Source organism: Halobacillus sp. B23F22_1 (assembly GCF_043497005.1).
GTDB lineage: Bacteria > Bacillota > Bacilli > Bacillales > Halobacillaceae > Halobacillus_A.
In genome coordinates this window covers 73,260-98,618 of sequence record NZ_JBIEKE010000002.1, presented here as the reverse complement: position 1 = coordinate 98,618, position 25,359 = coordinate 73,260, and the positions used below count along the sequence as shown (strand labels likewise).

Below are 25,359 nucleotides of genomic sequence, written 5' to 3'. Positions count from 1 at the left end.
CGGTACACATAATGCACCCACACGTCTCCTATCAAAGTCAAAGGATAAGTAACCTGCCAACTGCGTTATGCGTCGATCAGGTGAGAAGCGGGTGCTTCTTCTTGTCTCAGATCCGTTCATTCAGTTACCTAAATTATAATATCATGGTCATTAGCTTGTGTCAATTATCACTACAACAACTTTCTTACTACTTAACAGATAGTATAGGATATTTAACAATAAATCAATAGCATAAAAAGAAAAAGATAAAAATTAAGGATACTCTTCACACGAATAAGCTTATAGAAAAACACATGGTTTTTCTATAAGCTAAAAGCCGTGCATATAAATTTTTATTTACTTATTTAGTAACTTTTGATCAATCTCGTTACGTATCTCTTTGATGAAAGAATCAACAGCTTTTGATTCAGAATTTTGTTGACTGTAACGGCGAACGTTAACTGCGTGATCCTCAATTTCACGATCACCAACCACTAAGGCATACGGAATTTTTTGAGTCTGAGTCTCTCGAATCTTATAACCAATCTTTTCATCTCGCTCGTCAACCTCTACGCGGATACCTGCTTCACGAAGTTCATCTTCAAGTTTTTTAGCATACTCAAGGTGTACATCAGCAGAAACCGGGATAATCCTCGCTTGAACAGGTGCCAACCAAGTAGGGAATGCTCCTTTATACTCTTCGATAAGAAAAGCAACAAATCGCTCCATTGTAGAAACAACACCACGGTGGATAACTACTGGACGATGATCTTTTCCGTCTTCACCTACATATGTTAAATCAAATTTCTCTGGCAAGTGGAAATCTAATTGGACGGTAGAGAGAGTCTCATCTTTACCTAGCGCTGTCTTCACTTGAACATCCAGCTTAGGGCCGTAGAACGCAGCTTCTCCTTCAGCTTCTACATATTCAAGCTTCATATCTTCCATGGTTTCTTTTAACATAGCTTGTGCTTTATCCCACATCTCGTCATTATCTACATACTTTTCTCTATCTTCCGGGTCACGATAAGATAAACGGAAGTAATAGTCGTCAATACCGAAATCCCTGTATACTTCCTGTACGAGACGGACCACTCGCTTGAATTCATCTTTTAGCTGATCTGGGCGAGCAAAGATATGAGCGTCATTAAGAGTCATCGCTCGAACACGCTGTAATCCCGCTAAAGCACCTGACATTTCATGACGATGCATGGTGCCAAGCTCCGCAATCCTTACAGGCAGGTTACGATAGCTGTAAAATTCATTTTTGTAAACCATCATGTGATGGGGACAATTCATTGGCCGGAGCACTAGATCTTCATTATCCATCTCTAATGTCGGGAACATATCATCTTTGTAATGATCCCAGTGTCCACTAGTTTTATAAAGGTCTACACTGCCTAATACTGGAGTGTACACATGGTCGTATCCCAGCCTTTCCTCAGTATCTACAATATAACGTTCAATATTTCGGCGAATAGTTGCACCTTTAGGAAGCCACAAAGGCAGACCTTGGCCGACTTTTTGATTCACTGTGAAAAGCCCCAGTTCTTTGCCAAGCTTACGATGATCACGTTCTTTAGCTTCTTCAAGCATCTGCAAGTATTCATCCAAATGTGCTTGTTTTTCAAATGCTGTTCCATAAATACGTTGAAGCATTTTATTATCACTGTCGCCACGCCAATACGCACCAGATATATTCAAGAGCTTGAATATTTTAATTTTGCTCGTCTGTGGGACATGGACACCGCGGCATAAATCAAAAAATTCTCCCTGCTTGTAAATAGTAAGCGGCTCTCCTTTTGGAATATCTTCAATAAGCTCTAGTTTCAGCTCATCGCCAACTTCCTTATACTTTTCGATCGCCTCTTCTCTAGAGAGTTCAATTCGCTCGACTTCATGGTTTTCATCAACGATCCGCTGCATTTCCTTTTCGATCTTTGGAAGATCTTCAGGAGTCAATGAAACATCAAGGTCAATATCATAATAAAAACCATTTTCAATCACAGGGCCCACTCCGAGTTTTACTTCTCCGTATAGTCTTTTAATAGCTTGTGCCATTAAATGAGCTGTGGAATGTCTTAAAACTTCTAAACCTTCAGGGTTTTTATACGTTAAAATTTCTATCACACCATCTTGCTCAATGGGTCTTCTTAAATCATAGGGCTCTCCATCTAATTTAATCGCCAGAGCTTGTTTACGCAGCCCTGGAGAAATTGAATGAGCAATTTCTTCACCAGTCGTTCCCTTATCAAACTCTTTCTTATTCCCATCAGGAAATTGTATATTAATCATTTCTGACATCTTCATCACTCCTTATTTTATTTATAAAATAAAAACGCCCGTCTCTCAGTACAGAAAGTACTAAGGGACGAGCGTATTATCTCGTGGTTCCACCCAAAATTTCCCACAACCTCAATTGCGGCTTCATTCGTCCTTAACGCAGACCAGACGCTGTTTATTACTAGCAGCCGTTCACAAACAGGGCTCCGAGGTGGTAAACAAATAAAGTCGTCAGGAAGGAGTTTTCAGCCGATGACTCCCCTCTCTAATCCAGCGTCACTTTTTATTCTTGTCCTCATCCAAGCGATCCTAATATTGAATATGTAGGTATTATAGCGGGATTCAATAAAGAAATCAAGCTTTGAGAAAAGGAAAAAACGATAAAGGTTTCCAAACGGCCTTCTCTTCAAAAATATTCATTAAAAGCTCAAGTTTAGCTTCACCCTGATGATCAGAATAAATCATGAGCTCCTCAGGAGAATAGATTAAGGCAGGTAAAATGCCTAAGTCTTCAGGCAGGTTTTGGATCATTGGGTCGGGATGAGAACCTAAATAATTTAAAAGCTCAGCCCTTCCTACTCGATTGCCTTCCGGGAAGTAATATTTAATTTCACTATCATACTTAACGTGTAAAAGAGGAACAACACTCGATTTATTTTTGACTTGTCTTCGCCAAGTATCCACCATCATTTGATGAGCTTCTTCTAATTTGTACTCATCTAACAGCTTACCTGTAAACTCCAAAAAATCGGAGTAAATGTATTCTAAACAAGAAGCAGACAATTCGTCAAAATCTGAGTAATCATGTTCAAAAACTTTTCTCTTAACAAAACGTTCTATTTCTTGGTCAATAGCAGGCAGTGTTACACCTTCAGGCGGGTCAGCCTTTAGTTTAGCTGACAATCGTATTACCCGCTCAATCTCTTTATCATCGTCATAATAAAAGCGGTGCCGCAGTACTCCCTCCATCCAAGCATTCATCTTCCGCTTATAAAGGATATCAAGTATTGCTTGTCCGATGTCCGTCATCGAACTAATACTGTTTTCATTTAAATAAACATACCATTTACTCTTTTCCTCTTTTATTTCACCTTTTAGTTCTCGCCTAGAATATGAATCAAAGAGGATTTGATAAAAAATAAACGCTTCTTTTCGATTAGAAAAATACACACAAGCCAACATCACTTCCCCCTCACCACAACGTGTAAAGCTTTATGATCACACCAATTAATGGTCTTAAAGCATTTTCTACTTTATACATATGTGAGTTGTGAGAAAAACATGCTATATGCTCGCATTAATCGCGGCGATTTTTGCCATCCACTTTGATTAGATCGCTAAGCTGACGTATTCTTTCTGTAATTCGTTGGGCTTTAACTTGCTCTACATCACCACGGTTGCTCGTCGTAAAGATTTGTTCGAGTTCTTTCAAATTATAATTGGAGGTGAAGAAGACAGGGAGCCTCTCCATCATACGATACTGCAAAATCGAGCCAAGCACTTCATCCCTAAACCAGGCAGACTGAGATTCAGCTCCTATATCATCTAACATGAGAACGGGTGTCGTTTTAAAAGCTTCAATTTTACTATTCATCGAATCATCTTTAATCGAATTTTTAATCTCCCGAACAAATTCAGGCATGTATATGAGCATAGAAGAAATGTTTTTTTCGCTTAAACTATTAGCGATAACGCCTAAGAAGTAAGTTTTTCCTACACCGAAGGGGCCGTGAAAATATAACCCTTTACTTGGCAGTTCGTCCGTAACCCCTTCCAAGTACTGAACCGTTTTAGCCACCGCTTCTGTACGATCAGGATCATTTAAATCTAGTCTTTCAGAGCTTGCTTCTAATATTTCTCGAGGCATGTGAAGACTGTTGATCAAAGACTCTTGTTTTCTTTTTTGTTCCAATTTCCTTTCACGCGGACATTTATTGTACATTAATTTCAACTCTGAACCTACCACAGTTGGCTCAGGAGTATATCCCTCTAAAATATTTATACACCTCTCACGAGAAGGGCATTTTTCACAGTTTTTAGATTGAGACTCAAACTCGTAAAATTTAATTAATTGGCGGTCTACCTCCTCTTCCGTTAAGGCAGGGTGTGAGGCAATAAGTTCTTTCACTTCCCGATCTTGAAGTACTTGCTGTTTCATATTATAAAACCGCTGCTGGAACTGTTTATGATCTTTCATCCACTTTTTTAAAGATCTTTGAATCGGCTCCACTTCGGCCACCTCCTTCTATGCTCCATTTCCTTTTTTAGAAAGCTTGCGAATTCTTTCTTCTAAGTCTGAGGTATCATAAGAAGATTGAAGCTTTTCTTGTTGTTGCCTTCTTTCATCTTGCTTTTTAAACCACTCGGGGATAACCTCAGTCTTTTTATTTTGATACTTTCTCTTAGGCTGGTTGCCCCATTGCTGGTATTGTTGATGCTCCGCTTTCGCTAAGTTCATGGCCTGGCGGACAGTACTAACATTCTTCCTGGCCCAGTGACTGGCTATTTTTTCTAAATATGGTTTAGATAGCTTCATATCTGTTTTCAATAATACATAATGGACTAATACATTCATTACACCAGGTGTTAAGCCTTGCTCAGTCATTACATCCCGTACCATTCTCATGTCTTGACTAGAAGCCTGGTTTCCAGTCGAAAGATCTTCTAACAGTTCACGAGGAGAAATTTGTTCCAGTAGTTCAACAAACTGATCTTCTTTACTTCCACTATCCTTAGAAGATGAAATCACTTTTTCTCGCTTGTTCAGAATTTGCTCATTATCATCTGTGTGGCTTTTCATAAAATCATGACATGCCGACTTAAATTCTTCTAGATCAAGTTCGTTATCTTCATTTATCGACCAAGTTAATGCTCTCTCAATCTCGGTAGAACTAAGGTTATACAAAGCACCTAGTTGACTAATCACTTTCTTGTTAATTCCTGTAAGAATTTTCCCGGCCGGATACATTCTCTGCTTGAGGGCTTCCTGAAGCCAATTAAAGTCTATTCTCCGCTCTGAAATGACAGGTCCTTTTTGTATATTGACGTTATCCTGCTTTCCTTCTGCAGAGTTTATATAGGGGTGATCAGTTCCTTTAATTTGAGGGTGAAAGACTTCATCAAATGACACGGTCACTTCCTCATACCCTTCGTACAGACTACTTCTATTAATCATCAATCGTTTCTTCAATTGCTCTAATTTATCTGAACCAATTTCGTGTTGCAGCAACAAAGATAAGAAGGTATCATCTAGAAATTCCTCTGCTGCCAAAGGAGGCCGCAGTTCATATAAGTAAACCGTATCTTCTTCTTTTTTTACAAAAGTCTTTATTAACCCAATGGCTTCTAACTTTTTTCTAGCTTCATAAATTTTATCTAACGGGCAAGATAAATACGTCATAATCGCGTGGTGGGTTTGTACTTGTTCTCTGTCATTTGTTTCCCACTCACTTGTTAAAAACTGATATAGAGAAATACCTAATATCCCTATCACAGGTTGGTATAAGTGGGTAAGCGACCAGTGGGCATGTTTAGGTGTGCTCCCTTTTTTTGTTAACAAAAAACCATCAACCGGCAAAAGCTTACCTATTGAAGATTCCATTTCCTACTCGCCCCCTTTTCACGAAATTAAACAAGAGAAAAAGAAAATGAGCCGATCGGGGCTCATCCTTTATCCTCGTGTTTAATTAAATCCTTTAATTCATCGATAAATACGTTAATATCTTTAAACTGCCTGTAGACAGAAGCAAATCTCACATACGCGACTTCATCAATCTTTGAGAGTCTCTCCATAATCATTTCACCAATATCTTTGCTTTGCACTTCAGAAACACCACGGTTCCTAAGCTCTTTTTCTATATCTTGAGTAACACCTTCAAGCTCTTCTACAGCTACTGGGCGCTTTTCACATGCTCTAATAAGCCCGCGCATGAGTTTCTCACGACTGAACTCTTCACGCGTACCTTCTTTTTTTACAACAATCAACGGAACTTCTTCCACTCGTTCAAACGTTGTATAGCGAAAATTACAATTCTCACACTCTCTTCTGCGCCTTATCGCATGCCCGTCCTCAATAGGTCTTGAATCAAGAACTCTAGTGCTTTTGTAGTGGCAATTAGGACACTTCAAAAAAATCAACTCCACCTATTGTCATTTCATACAACTCACTGTTTAGGATCATATTTAGGGAATTGACGATCCAGCTTATCGTAGCTATCTACGATTAGACTTCGGCTGAATCCGAAATCAATTGGACCTCCTGAATCTGTTGTAACAGAAAAGTCTACAGCCGTTTGAAAAGGACGGACCATGATAATCGTAGCCACTACAAAAGCTTTTCGTTTCCCTTTATATTTTATTGTCAACTCGCCTCTTTCTTTTGATACAGCTACCTTTTCAGAAGGAGAGGGAAACATTTCTTCTACAGCACTAAAAATTTCATCACGCTTCGCTTTATAGTACCTTGTTTGTAGTGAAGCATCACGATGGTCTTCACTGGTTTCAGAATGGTTGCTAAAATATTTTGAAATAAATGCTTTCACTAACATAACCCCTTACCAAAAATTCGACATCATCTCTATATTATTTTAACACGTTTTATTAAAAATAAAAGCAACCACTTTATAAAGATACAGCAAAAAATCACACAGAACGCTGTGTGATTTTTTATTACAATGCTTTTGATTGTTGAACTTCGACTGGCCCCATACCTCTAGGAACCTCTACCGTTTCATTTCTTCCTGCCTCTAAAGCCTCAACGATATAATGAGCGGCTACATTAGGATCAATTCGATCACCGCATGTATAAACATCAATACTCGCATAACCATGCTCCGGAAAACTATGAATCGTTAAGTGGGACTCAGAAATAATAACCACCCCGCTCACTCCATGAGGAGCAAATTTATGAAAGGCTACTTCTCGAACTTCTGCACCAGCCCTTAAAGCAGCATCTACAAAAACCTGTTCAATATAATTCATATCATTTAATTTATCTTCATTACAATTCCACAACTCACTAATAACATGTCTTCCCATTGTATCCATTTTAAGGATCCCCCTTTTTTGTACATTGACTTCGTTCCCTTCTAAATATACCTACATATACTACCACGGGGGAAAGTTAGTCCTGAGAGGTCCTAACCCTTTAAGTAGAGCATGAAATTGACAGTATTCAGAAGTTCAAAGAAAGTATATACGGTTTATCCCTTTTTTGCAAGAAACAATTTTTCATAAATTTGTTTCTTATAATTGTAGGTTACAATGGTTCAACAGTCATTAAGAAACTTTTGCTGGTGTTTCTTGTTTCATTAAATTACCAACATGTTTAGCAAGATCTACTACTCTGCAAGAATAACCCCACTCATTATCGTACCACGCTAGCACTTTTACTTTCCGATCACTCATAACTTGAGTAGATAATCCATCAACAATAGCAGAAGCTGGTGATGTTGTATAATCAATGGAGACAAGTGGTTCTTCGTTATATTCAAGTATACCTTTCATCGCTTGATTACTGATCGATTGAAAGGCTGCATTCACATCTTCAGTCGTCACATCTTTTTTTAGATCGACGACTAAATCTACTAATGACACATTAGGTGTAGGAACTCGCAAAGCCATCCCATTTAATTTCCCATCTAAAGAAGGGATCACTTCACCAAGGGCTTTGGCCGCACCTGTGGAAGTAGGAATAATGGATTGAGTACATCCTCTGGCACGTCGCAGATCCTTGTGGGGGTTATCTAAATTTTTTTGGTCATTCGTAAAAGCATGCACAGTAGTCATTAATCCATTTTCAATCCCAAAACGATCCTCTAACACTTTGACTACTGGTGCTAAACAGTTTGTAGTACAGGAGGCATTTGAAATTACATCATGTTCTTCCGGATTATATGCGTCTTCATTAACTCCCATCACAATCGTTGCATCTACGGACTTACCTGGTGCAGTTATGATTACTTTCTTCGCGCCAGATTTAATGTGTAAGGAAGCTTCTTCTTTTGTTTTAAATTTGCCAGTGGCTTCTATAACGATATCAATATTTAACTTATCCCACGGAAGTTTTAAAGGATCTCGATCAGAACAAAGTTCTACTTTTTCACCATTTATTAATATCCCATCATTAATGGGCTCAATTTCTCCATCAAATCGTCCATGGATACTATCGTACTTTAGCATGTGGGCGATTGTTTCAGCAGGATAACTTGCATTAACGGCTACAAGTTCAATTGACTCATCTAAGACCGCTTTTCTGAAGACCATTCTTCCAATTCTCCCCAGACCGTTAATCGCTATTCTAGTTTTCTTCATAAGGCAATCCCCCTAAATGTGATATACTTTTGAATTGTATTTTCAAAAATAGTATAACACATTGAAACCGTTTTTGTGGCTTGTTTTTTAACATTTTTTAAAAAGGGCTTTAATCCTTTACATCATACAAGAAAATACAAAAAAAGCCTGATTAACTTGTAGTCAATCAGACTTTATCAACACGTTCCATACAGTTAATATACGTTTTAACTGCTGATAACTTTCTTCAATTGTTCCAGAGTTATCAATCACTTCATCAGCTCTTTCAGCTTTTTCTTGAATTGGGATCTGTGACCGGATTCTTTCTAAAGCGTCCTCTTTCGAAGATCTATCTCTATCCATAAGCCTTTTAAGCTGAGTTTCCTCATCAACGTAGACGACAAGCGTACGATCGGCAAAATGAGCCAGGTCACTCTCAAAAAGCAATGGAATATCCAATACCACTGCCTTTTCTCCTTTATTTAAATACCCATCTCTTTGCTCAAGCATTTGTTTTCTAACTTCAGGATGGACAATTTCATTTAATTGCTTCCGCTTCGTTTCGTCTTTGAAAACAATACTTCCTAATTGCTTACGGTTTAATGTTTGATCTTCATGTAACACCTTTTCGCCAAAGCGGTCCACGATTTTTTGATAAGCAGGCCGGCCAATCTCAACCACTTCTCTTGAGATGACATCGGCATCTACGACTGGAATGTTGAACGAGTCAAACATCTTAGATATGGTACTCTTCCCAGTAGCTATACTACCCGTTAACCCTATGATTATACCCATCCCGGCCCTCCTAAACTAGCTTAATTAGTCCAATAATAATTAATAAAATCCCTGGTAACATAGAAAGGTAATCCGTTTTACTGCTGAATTTTTCCCCACTCTTTAACCCGCCATACAGCATAACGCAAGTGGCAAGTATAATAAGTCCGGCCGTATAAAATGGGGGTAAACCAATAAAAACACCACTAAAGCCTGCACCTATTGTATCAAGGGAAAGGGCGGCCCCTAAAAGTACAACTTCTTTGCCGTGGATGCCCCCGGAATGGTCTACATCGGCATCTTCTGGAGATTTTAATACTCGAGTCGGCTGCGTCCAGATAGACTCGTCATGATTAGCATTCGTGCTTTTTTTATTAGACCAGATAAAAAACAAACCTAATCCAACAAATGAAAGTGCTGCTAACCATTCGAATAATTGTGGATTAATATATGGTAACAGCAAGTGTCCGACAGAGGCTGAACATAAGTAACAGAGTCCGGAAAGAAGAGCAATGCCACAGATCCCTTTAAATGATAAATAAATCTTTTTCAAACCGATCATACAGCCAATTCCAAAGCTGTCTATGCTAACCGCTACAACAAAAAGTAAAGTAAGAAAACCAGTCCCCAACACTTTTCACCTCGACATAGTCAATGTGAAATAGTATATGGGCGAAGAACCATTATGTGTTACTTTTGACAGCGAGGACAGACATGGGTTCCTCTACCGCTTACCTTCAGCTTTATTATTGGATTTCCGCAGCCTAAACATCCGGTATTTTCTTTGCCGTATACTTTTAATTGCTGCTGAAACATTCCCATTTCACCTTGTCCATTTAAATAGGAGCGGATGGTTGTTCCACCCTGCTTCACAGCTTCAACAATCGTCTGAGTACTCGCTTCTTTGAGTCGGGAGGCCTCCTCATACGTAAGCTCCTTCCCAGTTCTCTCTGGATGAATCCCTGCTTTGTACAATGCTTCATCAACGTATATGTTACCGAGTCCCGCTACAACCGATTGATCTAGCAGCACCGATTTAATCAAACGGCTTGTTTTCTGCAATTTTTCATAAAAATATTCTGTAGTAAACGAAGGATCAAATGGGTCAGGGCCTAATTGAATAAGAGGCTTTTCATTCCATTCTTGTCCTTTTTCAAATAAGTGCATCGTTCCAAATTTTCGAACGTCATCGTACCTTAGTTCAGAACCATCTGTAAAATGAAAAATTACATGGGTATGCTTTGGTTTAGGAAGGGAAGCTTTATAAACCCCAAACTTCCCTTCCATTCTCAAATGAGACACCATGGAAATGTCCTCAAAATGAAAGATTAAAAACTTTCCCTTCCGATTGATATCTTGAAGCTCCTGGCCTTGAATCCAGGTCCTAAAGTCATTTGGATCTTGAGGTCTTTTAATAATATTGTCCCAAAATATTGATACATCTTTAACTCTTTTATTTAACACCAACTGCTTTAGCGTTTGTCTAACCGTTTCTACTTCTGGTAGTTCAGGCATTCTTCGTTCTCCTCACTTACTTCGCATCGTACCAGGTCGGTCCAAAGGAATAATCAACCTCAAGCGGGACGTCTAATTCGACTGTTTGTTCCATCACATCTGGTACGATTTCTTTTAATCGTTCAAGCTCTTCTTCAGGCGCCTCCAGGATCAATTCATCATGAACCTGTAAAAGCATACGAGCTTGGAGCTTCTCTGTCCTTAACCGTTGATCTAGATCAATCATCGCTTTTTTAATAATATCTGCCGCACTCCCTTGGATTGGAGTATTCATGGCAGTGCGTTCTGCAATGCTGCGCTGATTGAAATTACGGCTCGTAATTTCTGGCAAGTACCTTCTTCGATTCATAAATGTTTTAACGTATCCTAACCTTTTGGCCTCCTGTATAGAATCGCTCATATACTCTTTTACCCCAGGATAGCTCGAAAGATACTTTTCAATAAACGTTTTTGCTTCTTTTCGTGTAATCCCCAGACTTTGTGATAATCCATAATCACTAATGCCGTATACGATTCCAAAGTTGACCGCTTTAGCTTGCCTGCGCATTTGTGAAGTTACATCACCCTCCGAAACATCAAATACTTCACTAGCCGTCTGAGTATGAATATCTTTCCCTTCTTTAAAAGCATTTTTAAGCTTTTCATCCTGCGCAATGTGAGCCAGCACGCGAAGTTCTATTTGAGAATAGTCGCTGGCAAACATTACCCAATTCTCTTGTGACGGTACAAAAGCTTGTCTGATTTTTCTCCCCTCTTCTAAACGAATGGGAATGTTTTGCAGATTGGGCTCAATAGAACTGAGACGACCGGTTTGAGTGAGAGCTTGATTAAACCTTGTGTGAATTTTATTGGTATCCTGATTCACCACTTTCAACAGACCTTCAATATAGGTGGACTTAAGTTTCCCAAGTTGTCGGAACAGCAGAATTTTCTCGATAATTTCATGCTCATCTTGAAGCTGTTCTAATACATCAGCAGAAGTGGAGTAGCCTGTTTTAGTTTTCTTAATCACAGGAAGTTCCAGCTTTTCAAATAAAATAGGGCCGAGCTGCTTAGGTGAGTTTAAATTAAATTCTTCTCCGGCAAGTTCATAAATTTCAGCCTTAATCTCATTAAGTCTACGGTTAAGATCGCTTCCCATTTCCTCTAAGCGGCCGGCATCAACTTGAACGCCACAATGTTCCATCTCCCCGAGAATTAATGCTAGCGGCATTTCTAATTCTTCATAAAGTTTATACTGCTCATTTTGCTGTAGCTGATCCTCCATTGTTTTTTTAAGCTTGTAGAGAACAGCTGCCTTTCTTGTTACGTGTTCCTGCATGACGGATTTATCCTCAGGAACTTTTAATTTTGCCCCTTTTCCATATATCTCTTCATCATACTGGACAGCATGTTCGTTCATACGATGACTGATGGAAGGTACGTCATGATTATTTTCAGAAGGATTAATTAAATAGGAAGCTAGTAATAAATCAAATGAGATCCCACGCAGGGCTATACCATGTCTTCTTAAAGCCACAAGCGTTCGTTTTGCATCAAAAACCCACTTTTCTTGTGAAGGGTCTTCCGCCCACTTGATAAATCCTTCTGATCTCTCCGCATCTTCCATTGTAATAAAATAGTTTCCATTCAGATTGACGATAGAAATTCCTACTATTGGGGACTGATGATAGTTTTCATGAAGCATTTCAACGACCACAGATTCTTCTCCAGTTATCATATCTTTGGTTAATTCATGTATCACATTAACTTTTACTTCATCCCAGTCTTCGGGGACTTCCTGATGAGAGACGGCTTCATCCTTAGAAACTCTGCTTATTAGTGATTGGAAGCCAAGATCTCTAAAGATTGAAGACACTTTTTGTTGATCATATTGCTGGTACTCTAAATCTTCTATGCCAATTTCAATAGGTGCGTTACGTTCAATCGTCACGAGTTCTTTACTCATGAAAGCTTCCTCTTTATGTGTTTCCAGCTTTTCTTTTAATTTCTTACCACTTACTTCAGCCAACTGTTCGTAAACAGTCTCCAGCTTATCAAATTGCTTTAACAATTTAACTGCAGTTTTCTCTCCTACTCCCGGCACCCCCGGAATATTGTCAGAGCTATCTCCCATGAGTGCTTTTAAGTCAATCACCTGATCAGGTCTAATCTCCATTTTCTCTAAAAGAAAAGCAGGATCATACGTATCCACATTAGTGATTCCTTTTTTAGTCAAAGTTACTTTCACTTTATCAGTCACAAGTTGAAGTAAGTCCTTGTCACCAGATATGACTTTTACATCGTACTTCTTCTCTTGTCCCTGTTCAGCTAATGTACCAATAATATCGTCAGCTTCATATTGATCCAGTTGGTAATGTTTAATTTCGAACGCCTCCAGCAGTTCTTTTAGTACAGGGAATTGCTCTGAAAGCTCTGGAGGAGTCTTTTGTCTTCCACCTTTATATTCTTTATACGTTTTATGACGGAAAGTCGTTTTACCAGCGTCAAACGCTACTAAAATATGATCCGGCTTATCTTCTTCTAATATTTTCAACAGCATTGTTGTAAAACCATATACGGCATTTGTGTACACACCCTTATCATTATTAAGTAAAGGAAGTGCAAAAAATGCACGGTAGGCAATGCTGTTACCATCAATTAAAACCAATTTTTCAGCCATTATTTCAGCTCCTCTTAGAAAACATCATTACCTCTATTCTATCATGTTCCTTTCGAAGAAGAAAAAACTACAAAAAAAGAGCAGAAGCGAGGGAAGCTTCTGCTCATCAAGAGAAAACACCTTGGATGAAAGGGTTTCAACTGTATCGTATCAAAAAAAAGTAAATTTCTTTTCAATATAGTATTAATTGTTTGTAAATTCTTTAAGTAGTTTGACGTGGAATCTGGTCCCTTTACCAACTTCACTTTCTACCTGGATCGAACCATCGTGAGCTTCTACGATGTGTTTTACAATCGCCAGCCCAAGGCCAGTCCCTCCTGAATTACGGCTTCTCGCTTTGTCTACCCGATAGAATCGTTCAAAGATTCTAGGGATTTCTTCTTCCGGTATCCCCACACCATTATCTTCAATACTTATTACGACATAATCATCGTATTCTTGAAAATCTAAGCTAACTTTCCCATTTTCCCCCGTATAATTAATTGCATTAGACATGAGGTTAATAAAAACTTGCTTTAACCTGCTTGAATCACCTTCAACTATAGTACTTCCACTAATGTCGGCATGCAATGATATATTTTTTTGAGCAGCTTGCTGTTCAATGATAGGAACGAGATCATGCAAGAAATTCTGCATATTGATTTGTTCGATTGTCAGATGAAAATCTTCTCTTTCTACTTTGGAAAGCTCAAGTAAATCTTGTATAAGAGATTGAAGCCGCTCACTTTCTTTTAAAATAATCTCAAGGAACTGATTTAACATCTGTTCGTCCTTCATCGCTCCATCGAGAAGAGTCTCCGAAAACCCACGGATTGATGTAATCGGTGTTTTTAATTCATGAGATACATTGGCAACAAAGTCTTTACGCGTTTGTTCAAGTTTCTTCATGTCAGTAATATCATGAAAAACTAAAACAATGCCTTTCCATTTCTTCTTATCACTGAAGATAGGAGCACCTGTTACTTCAAGATGTTTACGGTTAATATCCACAGGCAGAATAAAGGTTTCGCTTACTGTCTCTTCAAACATATAAATATTTTGAACAGTTTCATGAATGGTGTTAAAAGGAATCGCGTCGTGATAAAGATATCCTACATAATCAGGCTTCATTCCTCCGAAACTGTCTAGAAATGCACGGTTCACAAGTTGAATATAGCCTTTCTCATCAATAAGTATTAGTCCACTACCCATATTATTTATTACGGCTTCCAGCTGATTCTCTTGCATTCCTTTTGAACTGGTCATTTTTTGTAGGTTTCTAGCAAGAATGTTTATGGAGCGGCTTAGTTGGCCCGCTTCTCCAAAATGCCCTTCATACGTCCTGGCTTTATAGTTCCCTTTAGCTAATTCATCCGCTACTCCCGCTGCAGATCTAATCGGTCGAATGTAGTTTGAAAAAACATTGAATCCAATAAAAAAGATGGCAACTAGACCTATTAATAAGGTCAGCCCTATAATTAACCAAATATTCTTGGTGATATTAGACAAAGATTCTACAGGAGATATGAGAATAAGTGTACCTGAAGTATCTCCTATAGTCTGGGGGAGAGGATAGTAAAAAACATTATCTAGTAACTTTCCTTGTCTCATGGATTCTTCACTTTGTTGAACAAGGTTAATAATTATATCTTTATCCTCTTCAGTCACTTGTTCATTTGCTGCTACTGTATCAATTAACAATTCATCCTCATTAGATATAAATACTAAGCTCGTATTTATCTGTTCACTAAACGCATCCAATGACTCATCGGTTACTTGGTCGTCTTCTAAAAAACCTTCCACATACGTTACGAAATATTCGCTTTCAACAGAAATTCTTTCTTCAAATATTGTAATAAAATAACTGCGTGTCAGCTGTGCTAATAAAACACCTAGACTTACCATAACGATAATAACTAACACCATATAAGTTAATAAAGGTCTAGTTCTCGACCTCATTTATTTTGGTACCTCCATTTTATAACCTAAACCTCGAATCGTCTTAATGTAAACAGGTTTTTTAGTATCAGGCTCAATTTTTTCTCTTAAATGACTTACGTGAACATCTACGATTCGCGTATCTCCAGCAAAATCATAGTTCCAGACCGCACTTAAAAGCTGATCTCTAGACAGCACACGGCCAATATTTTGAGCTAGATAATAGAGAAGTTCAAATTCTTTTGGCGTGAAAACTAGAGGTTCCTCTTTAATTGTCGCCTCGTATTGCTCAGGATAAATCGTCAAATCAGCAATTTGGATAGTTTGAGGTGTATCTTCTGCAGGTTCACGAACCATTCTACGTAGTATAGCCTTTATTCTAGCTACTACCTCCCGGGGACTGAAAGGTTTGGTTAAGTAATCGTCTGCTCCCAGTTCTAAACCTAACACTTTGTCAAACTCATCATCTTTCGCAGTGAGCATAAGGATAGGTGTTTGAACTTGTTTTTGACGCAGCTGTTTACAAACCTCCATACCGTCCATCTCTGGGAGCATTACATCTAGTACGATCATATCGTAAGTAGTGGTTGAAGCTTTTTCTAAAGCTTCACTTCCAGTGTAAGCCACCTCTGTCTCATAACCTGCTTGATCTATATTGTATTTAAGCAAGGTTACAATCGATTCCTCATCATCTACTATTAAAATCTTTTGATTCATTAGAAGTCCCCCCAGCGAGCATAAAATGTCTACACCTTAATGATACATACTAGTTTACAGTTTGGCACGTTTCTTTACAATTTTTACACAGAAATAACAAACAAATTTTACCAATAAAAAAAAGACTGACCTCCGTCAGTCAGCTTGTTGAGAAACCATTGCTTTCTCTTTTAGCTTGAAAGTGTAAACATTTCTTGTATGATCAAGAAATAAGAATTTTAGGAAAGGTCGAGACTCCTGTGGGAGATATGGGCGCCTCCTCCGGGGAATTCTTAAATAGGAAGTCCGGTTCGCCACATCGTGTATCGATGTGTAATCTGGAACCATTTATTCTATCGAACGTTTGAAACTTTCCCTTGCATAAAGTTTAGAGAAGCCAAGGTTTTTCTTCAAGCTTAAGACTAACCTGCGTCAGTCTTAAACATTGTATTAATAAAAGTTTTCCAGCGAGCTTGCATTCATTGACTTCGGTTCATACGGTGGACGCACGGAAACCTTTCCACTTACGACTTCTTCCCCCTCTTCATCGTAACCAATAATCACAACATCTATATAGTGATCCTTTTTATGAATTAAGCTAATTTCTGCAGTTATTTTGACCTCGCTATAATGAAAAAGGGGTTTTGGATAATCCAGCTCCTGCTTGAAAATATGACTCCCCGGCCCGGGTAAATGCATAGAAATGATAGAAGAAACCTTCCCGAATATCATTACACTCGGAACAATCGGCCGGGTATAAGGGGTTTCAGAAGCATAATCATGTTGGATATATAATGGATTCGCATCGTCAGTTAATCCTAAGTACATAAGCAGTTCCTTATCTTCAATAGAGAAAGATGAAGTGTAACAATCTCCAACCTTAAGATCCTGAATTTTTTTCCCTAACTTTCTTTTCTTACCTAACATTCGTCTCACTCCTTTTTAGAAAACGTTTACATAATTAAATAAAGTTGTATCCACAATTGCTGACATTCTTCGTTTAAGTCCTCCATTTCATAAAGCAAAAAAGGATTCGAGGATAAGCCTCGAATCCTTCTATTATTAGTTTAATACATTCAGCACGTTTTTAACAGAGGCAGCTGATTGATCAAGCTGCTTTTTCTCTTCTTCTGTCAAATCTAATTCGATGATCTCTTCAATACCATTACCACCTAAGATGGTTGGGACCCCAAGATAAATACCTTCATATCCGTATTCACCTTCAAGATAGGCGATTGCAGGAAGAATGCGACGTTGATCCTTCAGGATGGCTTCAGCCATCTGAGTAAGAGAAGCAGCAGGTGCATAATATGCACTTCCGTTACCAAGCAAGCCAACGATTTCACCGCCGCCTGTACGGGTGCGTTGAACGATTTCATCTAAACGTTCTTTTGAAATAAGCTTTTCTAGTGGAATTCCTCCAGCAAATGAGTAACGAACGAGCGGTACCATGTCATCACCATGTCCACCAAGAACGAATCCTGTTACATCTTTTACTGAAACATTAAGCTCTTCAGCGACAAAAGTACGGAACCGACCTGTATCCAGAACACCAGACTGGCCGATAACACGGTTCTTAGGGAGGCCGGCTTCTTGGAATACAGAATAAGTCATGGCATCAACCGGGTTAGTTAAGACCACGATGTAGCAATCAGGTGAATATTTTACAATCTCCTTGGTTACGGTCTTCATAATCTTAGAATTCGTATTTACCAGATCATCACGACTCATACCAGGCTTTCTTGCAATACCTGCCGTTATTATGACAAGATCAGAACCTTCTGTATCTTCATAATTTGCTGTACCAGTAATTTTCGCGTCAAACCCTTGTACGGGGCTAGCCTCCAGCATATCCAGCGCTTTACCCTTTGTCGGATCCTCCATATCTGGAATATCGACTAAAACTACATCACCTAGTTCTTTTTGAGCAAGCATTAAAGCTGTCGTAGCACCAGTAAATCCACTACCGATCACTGAAATTTTACTTCTGCGAATCGCCATAAATGATCCACCTCTTAGTCCATATTTTTGATTAGAGCATCACCGAACTCAGAACATTTTACTTCAGTAGCACCGTCCATCATACGTGCAAAGTCATAAGTTACAACTTTGCTGCCAATTGTCTTATCCATAGATTGAGAAATAAGCTCAGCTGCTTCTCTCCATCCAAGGTGCTCAAGCATAAGTACACCTGACAAAATAACAGAAGAAGGGTTTACTTTATCTAGTCCAGCATACTTAGGAGCAGTACCGTGAGTCGCTTCGAAAATTGCATGACCAGTTTCGAAATTAATGTTTGCTCCTGGAGCAATTCCTATGCCACCAACCTGAGCAGCAAGTGCATCAGAAATATAATCTCCATTTAAGTTCATCGTTGCAACAACATCAAATTCTTTTGGACGAGTAAGAATTTGCTGTAAGAAGATATCAGCAATCGCATCTTTAACGATAAGCTTGCCTTCAGCTTCTGCTTTATCCTGCGCAGCATTAGCGGCATCTTTACCTTCTTTTTCTACGATGCGGTCATATTCAGCCCATGTGAATACTTTCTCACCATATTCTTCTTCAGCCACTTCATATCCCCAGTTTTTAAAGGAACCTTCAGTGAATTTCATAATATTACCTTTGTGTACAAGTGTTACGTTTTTACGTCCTTCGTTTAATGCATAGTCGATTGCCGCACGAACTAGACGTTTCGTACCTTCCTCAGAAACTGGCTTGATACCGATTCCAGAAGTTTCAGGGAAACGAATGTTATGTACACCCATCTCATTTTGAAGAAAATCGATCACTTGTTTAACTTCAGGTGTACCTTCCTGCCATTCGATACCAGCATAGATATCTTCAGTGTTTTCACGGAAAATAGCCATGTCAGTGTCCTCAGGACGTTTCACAGGAGACGGAACGCCTTCAAAGTAGCGAACTGGACGAAGACATGTAAATAAATCCAGTTCCTGACGAAGTGCAACGTTAAGTGAACGAATTCCTCCACCAATTGGAGTAGTTAAAGGACCTTTAATGGCAATTTTATAGTCACGAATCGTGTCTAAAGTCTCTTCTGGCAGCCATTCGCCCGTTTTATCGTATGCTTTTTGACCTGCGAGAACTTCTTTCCATTCAATAGATTTTTCTCCATTGTATGCTTTATCTACAGCTGCTTCGATTACGCGGCTAGCTGAAGCCCAAATATCCGGACCAATACCATCACCTTCAATATATGGAATGATTGGACGATCAGGTACGTTTAAACTTCCGTTCTGTTCTACTGAGATTTTCTTAGATTGTGCCAAAATAAACCCTCCTAAAATAATTGCTAGATTAAAAAGGGATATTACACCCCTCTTTATCATACGTTAAATTAATCACAATAAAAAGCGCAAGCTAACTCTTTAGAATTAGCGTTGTTCAATTGGTTTATATGTTTGTCCTTTTGGACCTACATATTCTGCTCTTGGACGGATCAGACGATTATCTGCATACTGCTCTAAGATATGGGCTAACCAGCCTGAAACACGGCTCACAGCAAAAATTGGAGTGAACAGGTCGTGGTCAATTCCAAGACTGTGATAAACAGAAGCGGAATAGAAGTCTACATTAGCTGGAAGTCCTTTGTTTTCTTTAATATAGTCTTCAATTTTAATAGACATTTCATAGTACTTGGAATGTCCAGTTAACTCAGTTAGTTCACGAGACATTTCTTTAAGGTGCTTAGCACGTGGATCTCCATTCCGATAAACTCGGTGACCCATTCCCATGATCTTTTCTTTGTTTTCTAGCTTCTTTTCGATAGCTGGAACAGCATTCTCCACAGAATCTATTTCTGTCAGCATTTGCATTACGCGTTCATTAGCACCACCGTGTAAAGGACCTTTTAGTGCACCAATTGCCGCAGTAACTCCTGAATAAACGTCAGATAAAGTTGCAACACATACACGCGCCGTAAAAGTAGAAGCGTTCAGTTCATGGTCTGCATGTAAAACCAGCGCCTTATTTATTGCCTCAATTTCTACGTCTTCAGGTTCTTTATTGTTCAACATATATAAAAAGTTAGCAGAAAAGCTTAAATCTTTTTTAGGAGATACAGGGTCCTTCCCTTTACGGATTCGAGAGAAAGCTGTTACTACAGTAGAGATTTTTGCTTGTAAACGAACAGCTTTTCTTTTGTTTGCTGCCTCGTCCATTTCGTCTGCTTCAGGATCAAATAACCCCAGCATTGAAATAGCTGTACGCAGCGCCGCCATTGGATGAACGGTTGATAAATCATATGACTTAAGGTGTGCAATCACTTCATCTGGAATGTCCATATTAGAGACGAGCTCTTCTCTAAACTCTTTTAGCTCGTTTTCTTTAGGAAGTTCTTGGTTCCATAATAAGTAAACCACTTCTTCAAAACTAGAGTGGTTGGCTAAATCATCAATGTCATAACCCACGTAGGTTAACTTGTCATCAATGATCGAACTAATAGTCGACTCTGTAGCTGTAATACCTTCTAAACCTTTAGTTGATGCCATAAGATCTCTCCTTTTGAAATAATGCTACATTCCCTCCTGAAGTCCGAGAAAACGCTTTACTAATTCTTTTTAAATTATACTAGGATTTCTTCCCCACCGACAATTATAAAGTATTCTGACTTGAATGTGAATTGAAACCGGTTAATTTCCAACAATTTATAGCAAAACTTTCTATATTTTTATTTAAAGGGGAACCTTCAATGGACTCATTTAACTTTCCACAATTCATTCGTTTATTATTTGTTTTATTAAGCGGAATCTGTCTCTATTTATTAATCTATTTAACATGGAATTTTTTATTTCCTTTTATATTAGCCTTTACAATTTCTTGGTTTATTCAACCTTTTGTAAAACTTTTACATGAAAAACTGCGACTTCCAAAATCCCTTGCCATACTTTTTATCATAGGGGTTATTCTCAGTGTATTTGTAAGTATCTTTGCTGCTATAGTTACCAGAGTGGTGGGTGTAATTCAAGGCCTGTCAAATCAAGATTTCGCAGGATATGTACAGGCTATTAATGTTTTTCACGAACAATTTCTTAGCTGGGTGGACTTTATTTTATCTTATGCAAAAAGCTGGGTGGGCTCATTTGACCCATCATTTAGTCATACGATCTACAGTTATCTGGAAGATATAAAACAACGGTTCGTTCAATTTGGAATCGAGCAATTACATTCTTTATTGCAGCTTTTCAGTGGAGGAATAGCAAATTTACCAAGCATTTTAATGGCTTTTGGGATTATTTTTCTTTCCACTTTTTTCATCAGTAAGGATTGGGATAGAATAAAGTACCTTTTTCAAAATTACTTTTCAAAAAGATTGCGTTCTCCCATAAAGAAAGTATGGTCAAATTTTAAATTAACGATTAAGCAGCTAGTAAAAGCTCAACTCATTTTGATGGCGATTACTATGTTAATTGTAATTACAGGGATGCTATTTATTAAGCACCCTCACCCTCTTTTAATGACTTTGCTGGCAGGAATCATTGATTTAATTCCCTACATCGGAACTGGAATTATTTTTATTCCATGGATCATTTATTCTTTTTTAACCGACCAATTTATGCTTACCATACAATTGTCCATCATTTATATGGTTGTCGTTATATGCCGACAGCTTTTTGAACCCAAGATACTAGCTTCTCATTTTGGAATTCATCCACTTATCCTGCTAATCGGTCTTTTTCTGGGTTTTCAAATTTGGGGAGGATTGGCCATTGTTATTACCCCGATTATTATTGCATTCGGGAAAGCCTTGTTCACTTCTGGAGTACCTTTTCAATTATGGAATTTTATCATTGGTAAATAAAAACCCGGAAAAGGACTGCAATATAAAAAGATCAGCAGCCCTTAAGAACCTTTATTTTCTATAGATGGTAATTGTATTACGATCCATCATTTTATTAATTATACGACGCAAGCCGTTCTTTAACGGTGATCTCGTTGCAGGTATTAACAACAAAAAACCAATAGCGTCCGTAATAAAGCCTGGCGTAAGAAGGACAGCTCCCCCCACTAAAATACACGCTCCATCTAACAATGCTTCGCCTGGAAGCTCATGATTACCGACTGAGGTCTGCAATTTTCGTATCGTCTCTAACCCTTGTTGTTTGGCTAACCAGGCTCCCAGTACTCCAGTTAATAAGATTAACAGTATGACCCACCAAGGGCCAATTAAATTCCCTGCCCAAATTAATAATCCAATTTCTAAAGCTGGCACAATTAAAATCAGCAGTAACAACCAGCGAAACATATGATCTTCCTTTCTTCTTCACCATTTCTTCTATTATATCGAATATAAGAAGAACAAGCGAAAGAAAAAGACAGAGAACAATCCCTCTGTCTTTTTCACTAGTAACTATAGGACACTAGCATGACCATCATAAATATCGCCGCGCGTACTGTCCATAGTTAAGTCAGATCCATCTTTAATTTTATCGAAGGCTTCCTCTACCCCTACGATAACTGGAATTCCTAAACTTAAACCAACTACAGCTGCATGCGAAGTTAGTCCGCCTTCTTGAGTGATAATACCTCCAGCTCTTTCAATTGCAGGCATCATATCACGATCCGTGCTATTTGTTACTAAGATGTTCCCTTCCTCAACACGATCCATAGCATCCTGGGCATTTTTAGCTACTACAACACGTCCGTAGGCACTTTTACGACCTACACCTTGTCCTTTTAATAAAACATCTCCAATGACATGAACTTTCATAAGATTAGTGGTGCCGCTTTCTCCCACAGGGACTCCACCAGTAATAATGACTCGATCTCCTCGAGCAACAATTCCAGAAGCAAGTCCACGGTCAACAGCTACATCAAGCATATCATCTGTTGATTCAGATTGAGGCCCCATAACCGCATACACACCCCAAACTAAGGAAAGCTTACGATTAACTCGTTCACTAGAAGTAATTGCTACAATTGGAGCTTGAGGACGATATTTCGAGATCATACGTGCTGTATGTCCGCTCTCTGTTGGTGTTACAACTGCGTTCACTTGCAAGTTAATTGCTGTGTGCGTCACGGACTGGCTGATCGCATCCGTGATCGTCATATCACTATGCTTAGAACGTTCATCAAGAATCGCTTTATAGTTTAGTCCTGTTTCTGTTTTCGTTGCAATATTACTCATTGTTTGTACTGCTTCACGCGGATAATCACCCGCTGCCGTTTCTCCTGAAAGCATAATGGCATCCGTACCGTCAAAAATAGCATTTGCAACGTCAGATGCCTCGGCCCGAGTCGGTCTAGGGTTGCGCTGCATAGAGTCCAGCATTTGCGTAGCTGTAATAACAGGCTTACCTGCTTTATTGCATTTACGGATCAATTGCTTTTGCACTAAAGGCACATCTTCAGGAGGAATCTCTACTCCAAGATCTCCACGAGCGACCATTAAACCATCACTTACTTCTAGGATGTCATCAATGTTATCGACACCTTCTTGGTTCTCAATCTTAGGAATAATTTGTATATGCCCTGCATTATTACTTTCTAGCAGCTCTTTAATTTCCAAAACATCTGATGCACGACGAACGAATGAGGCAGCAATAAAGTCTACATCTTGTTCAATTCCGAACTCAATATCTTTAGCGTCTTTTTCAGTTATACCCGGAAGGTTTACACTAACGTTAGGGACGTTAACTCCTTTTTTATTCTTAAGAAGACCATTATTTAGAACTGTAGTTTTAATTTCGTTTTGTTCTTTTAACACTTCTTCCACTTGCAATTCAACTAACCCATCGTCAAGAAGGATTTTAGAACCGGGATGAACGTCGTTAATTAGGCCCGCATAGGTAACAGAAAAACGTTCAGCATCACCTTGTATACTCTCCATACTTACATAAGCTGTATTCCCTTTTTCTAAATAAGCTTCTCCACCTTTTAATTCGCCTGTACGAATTTCCGGCCCCTTCGTGTCCAATAGAATTGCTACCGTTTTACCTGTGACGGAAGCAGCTTCACGAATGTTTTTAATTCTAGCACCATGCTCTTCAAAATCCCCATGCGAAAAGTTTAAACGAGCTACGTTCATGCCGGAATTAATTAAATCAGTAAGAATCTCTACAGATTCTGAGGCCGGCCCAATCGTACTTACAATCTTTGTTTTTCTAATCATTCTTTTTCCTCCTCAAAAGCGTCGTTAACTTAAAATTATATAGATAGTTCTTTCGACAAACGGTACATATCCATGTCAATGGAATGTTCTCGATTTAGAACTTCCAAAATATCATGATCGACTAATTCATTATTTTCAATCCCTACCATACAGCCTGCTTTCCCTTTCATAAGCAGGTCAACTGCGTAAGCTCCTAATCGGCTGGCTAATACACGATCTCTTCCTGATGGTGAGCCTCCACGTTGAGTATGTCCTAAAACAGTTACGCGTGTCTCAAGATCAGTCGCCTCTTCCACTCTCTTACTGAAATCTACGCCGCTCGTCACTCCTTCAGCCACAATAATTATACTGTGCTTTTTGCCTCGGTCATGGCCTCGCTTTAATCGTTCAATTACTTCATTAAATTCATCTTCCATTTCAGGAATAATAATGCTCTCAGCCCCATCAGCAAGTCCAGCCCATAATGCTAAATCACCAGCATCTCTTCCCATTACCTCAATGACATAAGTACGCTCATGAGAAGTAGCTGTATCACGAATTTTATCAATCGCATCAATTACTGTATTTAATGCTGTGTCAAATCCGATAGTAAAATCTGTGCCAGGAATGTCATTGTCGATTGTACCAGGAACTCCAATACACGGATAACCTTTTTCGGTTAATTTCTTAGCGCCTCTAAAACTTCCGTCTCCGCCAATCACAATTAATCCTTCAATACCATGTTTTTTAAGTTGTTGAATGCCTTTCTCTTGTCCTTCTTCTGTTTTAAACTCCTCACAACGCGCAGAGTAAAGCATAGTTCCTCCACGCTGAATAATATCTCCAACTGAACCTAGTTCCATTTTTTTAATTGCCCCTTCAATTAAACCCTGGTAACCATGCTCAATACCGTACACTTCCACCCCATGAAAAATTGCTTTACGAACGACCGCTCGAATAGCGGCATTCATTCCTGGTGCATCTCCACCGCTGGTTAAAACACCAATTCTCTTCATTTTCCATCACCTCAAAAGTAGTTCTTTTTAGTCTGTGTGCCCAATTACCATATAAATCAAACCACATTACTCTCCATGAAAGCGTCACCATTCCCATAAGATGACAAAAGTCG

General features: G+C 38.8%; 22 protein-coding genes and 1 other annotated feature (1 of these 23 cut by a window edge). Of the genes, 1 reads left to right on the top strand and 21 read right to left on the bottom strand.

Translation table 11 applies throughout. The annotated features are described in order from the left end of the window. Positions 1 to 109 (bottom strand) — a sequence feature (ribosomal protein L20 leader region) (it extends 16 nt beyond the left edge of the window). A gap of 227 nt (positions 110 to 336) precedes the next feature. The 18 genes from thrS to citZ form a co-directional block, all read right to left on the bottom strand. Continuing rightward, positions 337 to 2,283, bottom strand: coding sequence for a threonine--tRNA ligase (gene thrS, locus ACGTNH_RS08200; RefSeq protein ID WP_394586253.1), 1,947 nt, complete (start codon positions 2,281 to 2,283; stop codon positions 337 to 339). A gap of 333 nt (positions 2,284 to 2,616) precedes the next feature. Beyond that, a complete protein-coding gene (gene ytxC, locus ACGTNH_RS08195; protein WP_394587673.1) occupies positions 2,617 to 3,432 on the bottom strand; it encodes a sporulation protein YtxC in 816 nt (271 codons plus the stop codon). Positions 3,433 to 3,559: 127 nt separating this feature from the next. After that, positions 3,560 to 4,492: a primosomal protein DnaI gene (dnaI, locus tag ACGTNH_RS08190; protein ID WP_394586252.1), complete on the bottom strand. Its 933-nt coding sequence runs from the start codon at positions 4,490 to 4,492 to the stop codon at positions 3,560 to 3,562. Between the two features lie 15 nt (positions 4,493 to 4,507). Next, complete coding sequence (locus ACGTNH_RS08185; protein WP_394586251.1) at positions 4,508 to 5,863, bottom strand: replication initiation and membrane attachment family protein; 1,356 nt, start codon at positions 5,861 to 5,863, stop codon at positions 4,508 to 4,510. Between the two features lie 62 nt (positions 5,864 to 5,925). Then, entirely contained in the window at positions 5,926 to 6,390 is a 465-nt protein-coding gene (gene nrdR, locus ACGTNH_RS08180; protein WP_394586250.1) for a transcriptional regulator NrdR, read from the bottom strand. Positions 6,391 to 6,425: 35 nt separating this feature from the next. Beyond that, positions 6,426 to 6,803 (bottom strand): cytosolic protein, encoded by a 378-nt coding sequence (locus ACGTNH_RS08175; protein ID WP_394586249.1) that lies wholly within the window; start codon positions 6,801 to 6,803, stop codon positions 6,426 to 6,428. 127 nt (positions 6,804 to 6,930) lie between these two features. Next, on the bottom strand, positions 6,931 to 7,308 hold the full coding sequence (gene speD / locus ACGTNH_RS08170) for an adenosylmethionine decarboxylase (RefSeq protein ID WP_245345276.1): 378 nt from the start codon (positions 7,306 to 7,308) through the stop codon (positions 6,931 to 6,933). Positions 7,309 to 7,539: 231 nt separating this feature from the next. Next, positions 7,540 to 8,574: a glyceraldehyde-3-phosphate dehydrogenase gene (locus ACGTNH_RS08165; RefSeq protein WP_394586248.1), complete on the bottom strand. Its 1,035-nt coding sequence runs from the start codon at positions 8,572 to 8,574 to the stop codon at positions 7,540 to 7,542. Between the two features lie 162 nt (positions 8,575 to 8,736). Beyond that, positions 8,737 to 9,348 carry a dephospho-CoA kinase gene (gene coaE, locus ACGTNH_RS08160; protein ID WP_394586247.1) on the bottom strand — a complete coding sequence of 204 codons (612 nt, stop codon included), beginning with the start codon at positions 9,346 to 9,348 and terminating at the stop codon, positions 8,737 to 8,739. 10 nt (positions 9,349 to 9,358) lie between these two features. Next, positions 9,359 to 9,958, bottom strand: a complete 600-nt coding sequence (locus ACGTNH_RS08155) for a manganese efflux pump (RefSeq protein ID WP_394586246.1) — start codon at positions 9,956 to 9,958, stop codon at positions 9,359 to 9,361. A 59-nt stretch (positions 9,959 to 10,017) separates the two neighbouring features. Then, the gene (gene mutM, locus ACGTNH_RS08150) at positions 10,018 to 10,842 is read right to left on the bottom strand and encodes a DNA-formamidopyrimidine glycosylase (protein WP_394586245.1); all 825 of its coding nucleotides are present in this window, start codon (positions 10,840 to 10,842) and stop codon (positions 10,018 to 10,020) included. Between the two features lie 16 nt (positions 10,843 to 10,858). Then, positions 10,859 to 13,504, bottom strand: a complete 2,646-nt coding sequence (polA, locus tag ACGTNH_RS08145) for a DNA polymerase I (protein ID WP_394586244.1) — start codon at positions 13,502 to 13,504, stop codon at positions 10,859 to 10,861. Between the two features lie 183 nt (positions 13,505 to 13,687). Next, positions 13,688 to 15,442 (bottom strand): two-component system histidine kinase PnpS, encoded by a 1,755-nt coding sequence (pnpS, locus tag ACGTNH_RS08140; RefSeq protein ID WP_394586243.1) that lies wholly within the window; start codon positions 15,440 to 15,442, stop codon positions 13,688 to 13,690. After that, positions 15,443 to 16,138: a response regulator transcription factor gene (locus ACGTNH_RS08135; protein ID WP_394586242.1), complete on the bottom strand. Its 696-nt coding sequence runs from the start codon at positions 16,136 to 16,138 to the stop codon at positions 15,443 to 15,445. Positions 16,139 to 16,567: 429 nt separating this feature from the next. After that, the gene (locus tag ACGTNH_RS08130; RefSeq protein ID WP_394586241.1) at positions 16,568 to 17,044 is read right to left on the bottom strand and encodes a MaoC family dehydratase; all 477 of its coding nucleotides are present in this window, start codon (positions 17,042 to 17,044) and stop codon (positions 16,568 to 16,570) included. Between the two features lie 135 nt (positions 17,045 to 17,179). Continuing rightward, the gene (mdh, locus tag ACGTNH_RS08125; protein ID WP_394586240.1) at positions 17,180 to 18,118 is read right to left on the bottom strand and encodes a malate dehydrogenase; all 939 of its coding nucleotides are present in this window, start codon (positions 18,116 to 18,118) and stop codon (positions 17,180 to 17,182) included. Between the two features lie 14 nt (positions 18,119 to 18,132). After that, positions 18,133 to 19,407 carry an NADP-dependent isocitrate dehydrogenase gene (gene icd / locus ACGTNH_RS08120; protein WP_394586239.1) on the bottom strand — a complete coding sequence of 425 codons (1,275 nt, stop codon included), beginning with the start codon at positions 19,405 to 19,407 and terminating at the stop codon, positions 18,133 to 18,135. Between the two features lie 105 nt (positions 19,408 to 19,512). After that, complete coding sequence (gene citZ / locus ACGTNH_RS08115) at positions 19,513 to 20,628, bottom strand: citrate synthase (protein ID WP_394586238.1); 1,116 nt, start codon at positions 20,626 to 20,628, stop codon at positions 19,513 to 19,515. Between the two features lie 200 nt (positions 20,629 to 20,828). Here citZ and ytvI point away from each other — a divergent pair, with 200 nt between their 5' ends. Continuing rightward, positions 20,829 to 21,938: a sporulation integral membrane protein YtvI gene (gene ytvI, locus ACGTNH_RS08110; protein ID WP_394586237.1), complete on the top strand. Its 1,110-nt coding sequence runs from the start codon at positions 20,829 to 20,831 to the stop codon at positions 21,936 to 21,938. 51 nt (positions 21,939 to 21,989) lie between these two features. Here the strand turns inward: ytvI and ACGTNH_RS08105 are convergent, their stop codons facing one another. From ACGTNH_RS08105 to pfkA, 3 genes are all read right to left on the bottom strand, one after another. Beyond that, complete coding sequence (locus tag ACGTNH_RS08105) at positions 21,990 to 22,382, bottom strand: FxsA family protein (protein ID WP_394586236.1); 393 nt, start codon at positions 22,380 to 22,382, stop codon at positions 21,990 to 21,992. A 105-nt stretch (positions 22,383 to 22,487) separates the two neighbouring features. Next, positions 22,488 to 24,248: a pyruvate kinase gene (gene pyk / locus ACGTNH_RS08100; RefSeq protein ID WP_394587672.1), complete on the bottom strand. Its 1,761-nt coding sequence runs from the start codon at positions 24,246 to 24,248 to the stop codon at positions 22,488 to 22,490. 38 nt (positions 24,249 to 24,286) lie between these two features. Next, positions 24,287 to 25,246, bottom strand: coding sequence for a 6-phosphofructokinase (gene pfkA, locus ACGTNH_RS08095; protein WP_394586235.1), 960 nt, complete (start codon positions 25,244 to 25,246; stop codon positions 24,287 to 24,289). Between the last annotated feature and the right edge of the window lie 113 nt (positions 25,247 to 25,359).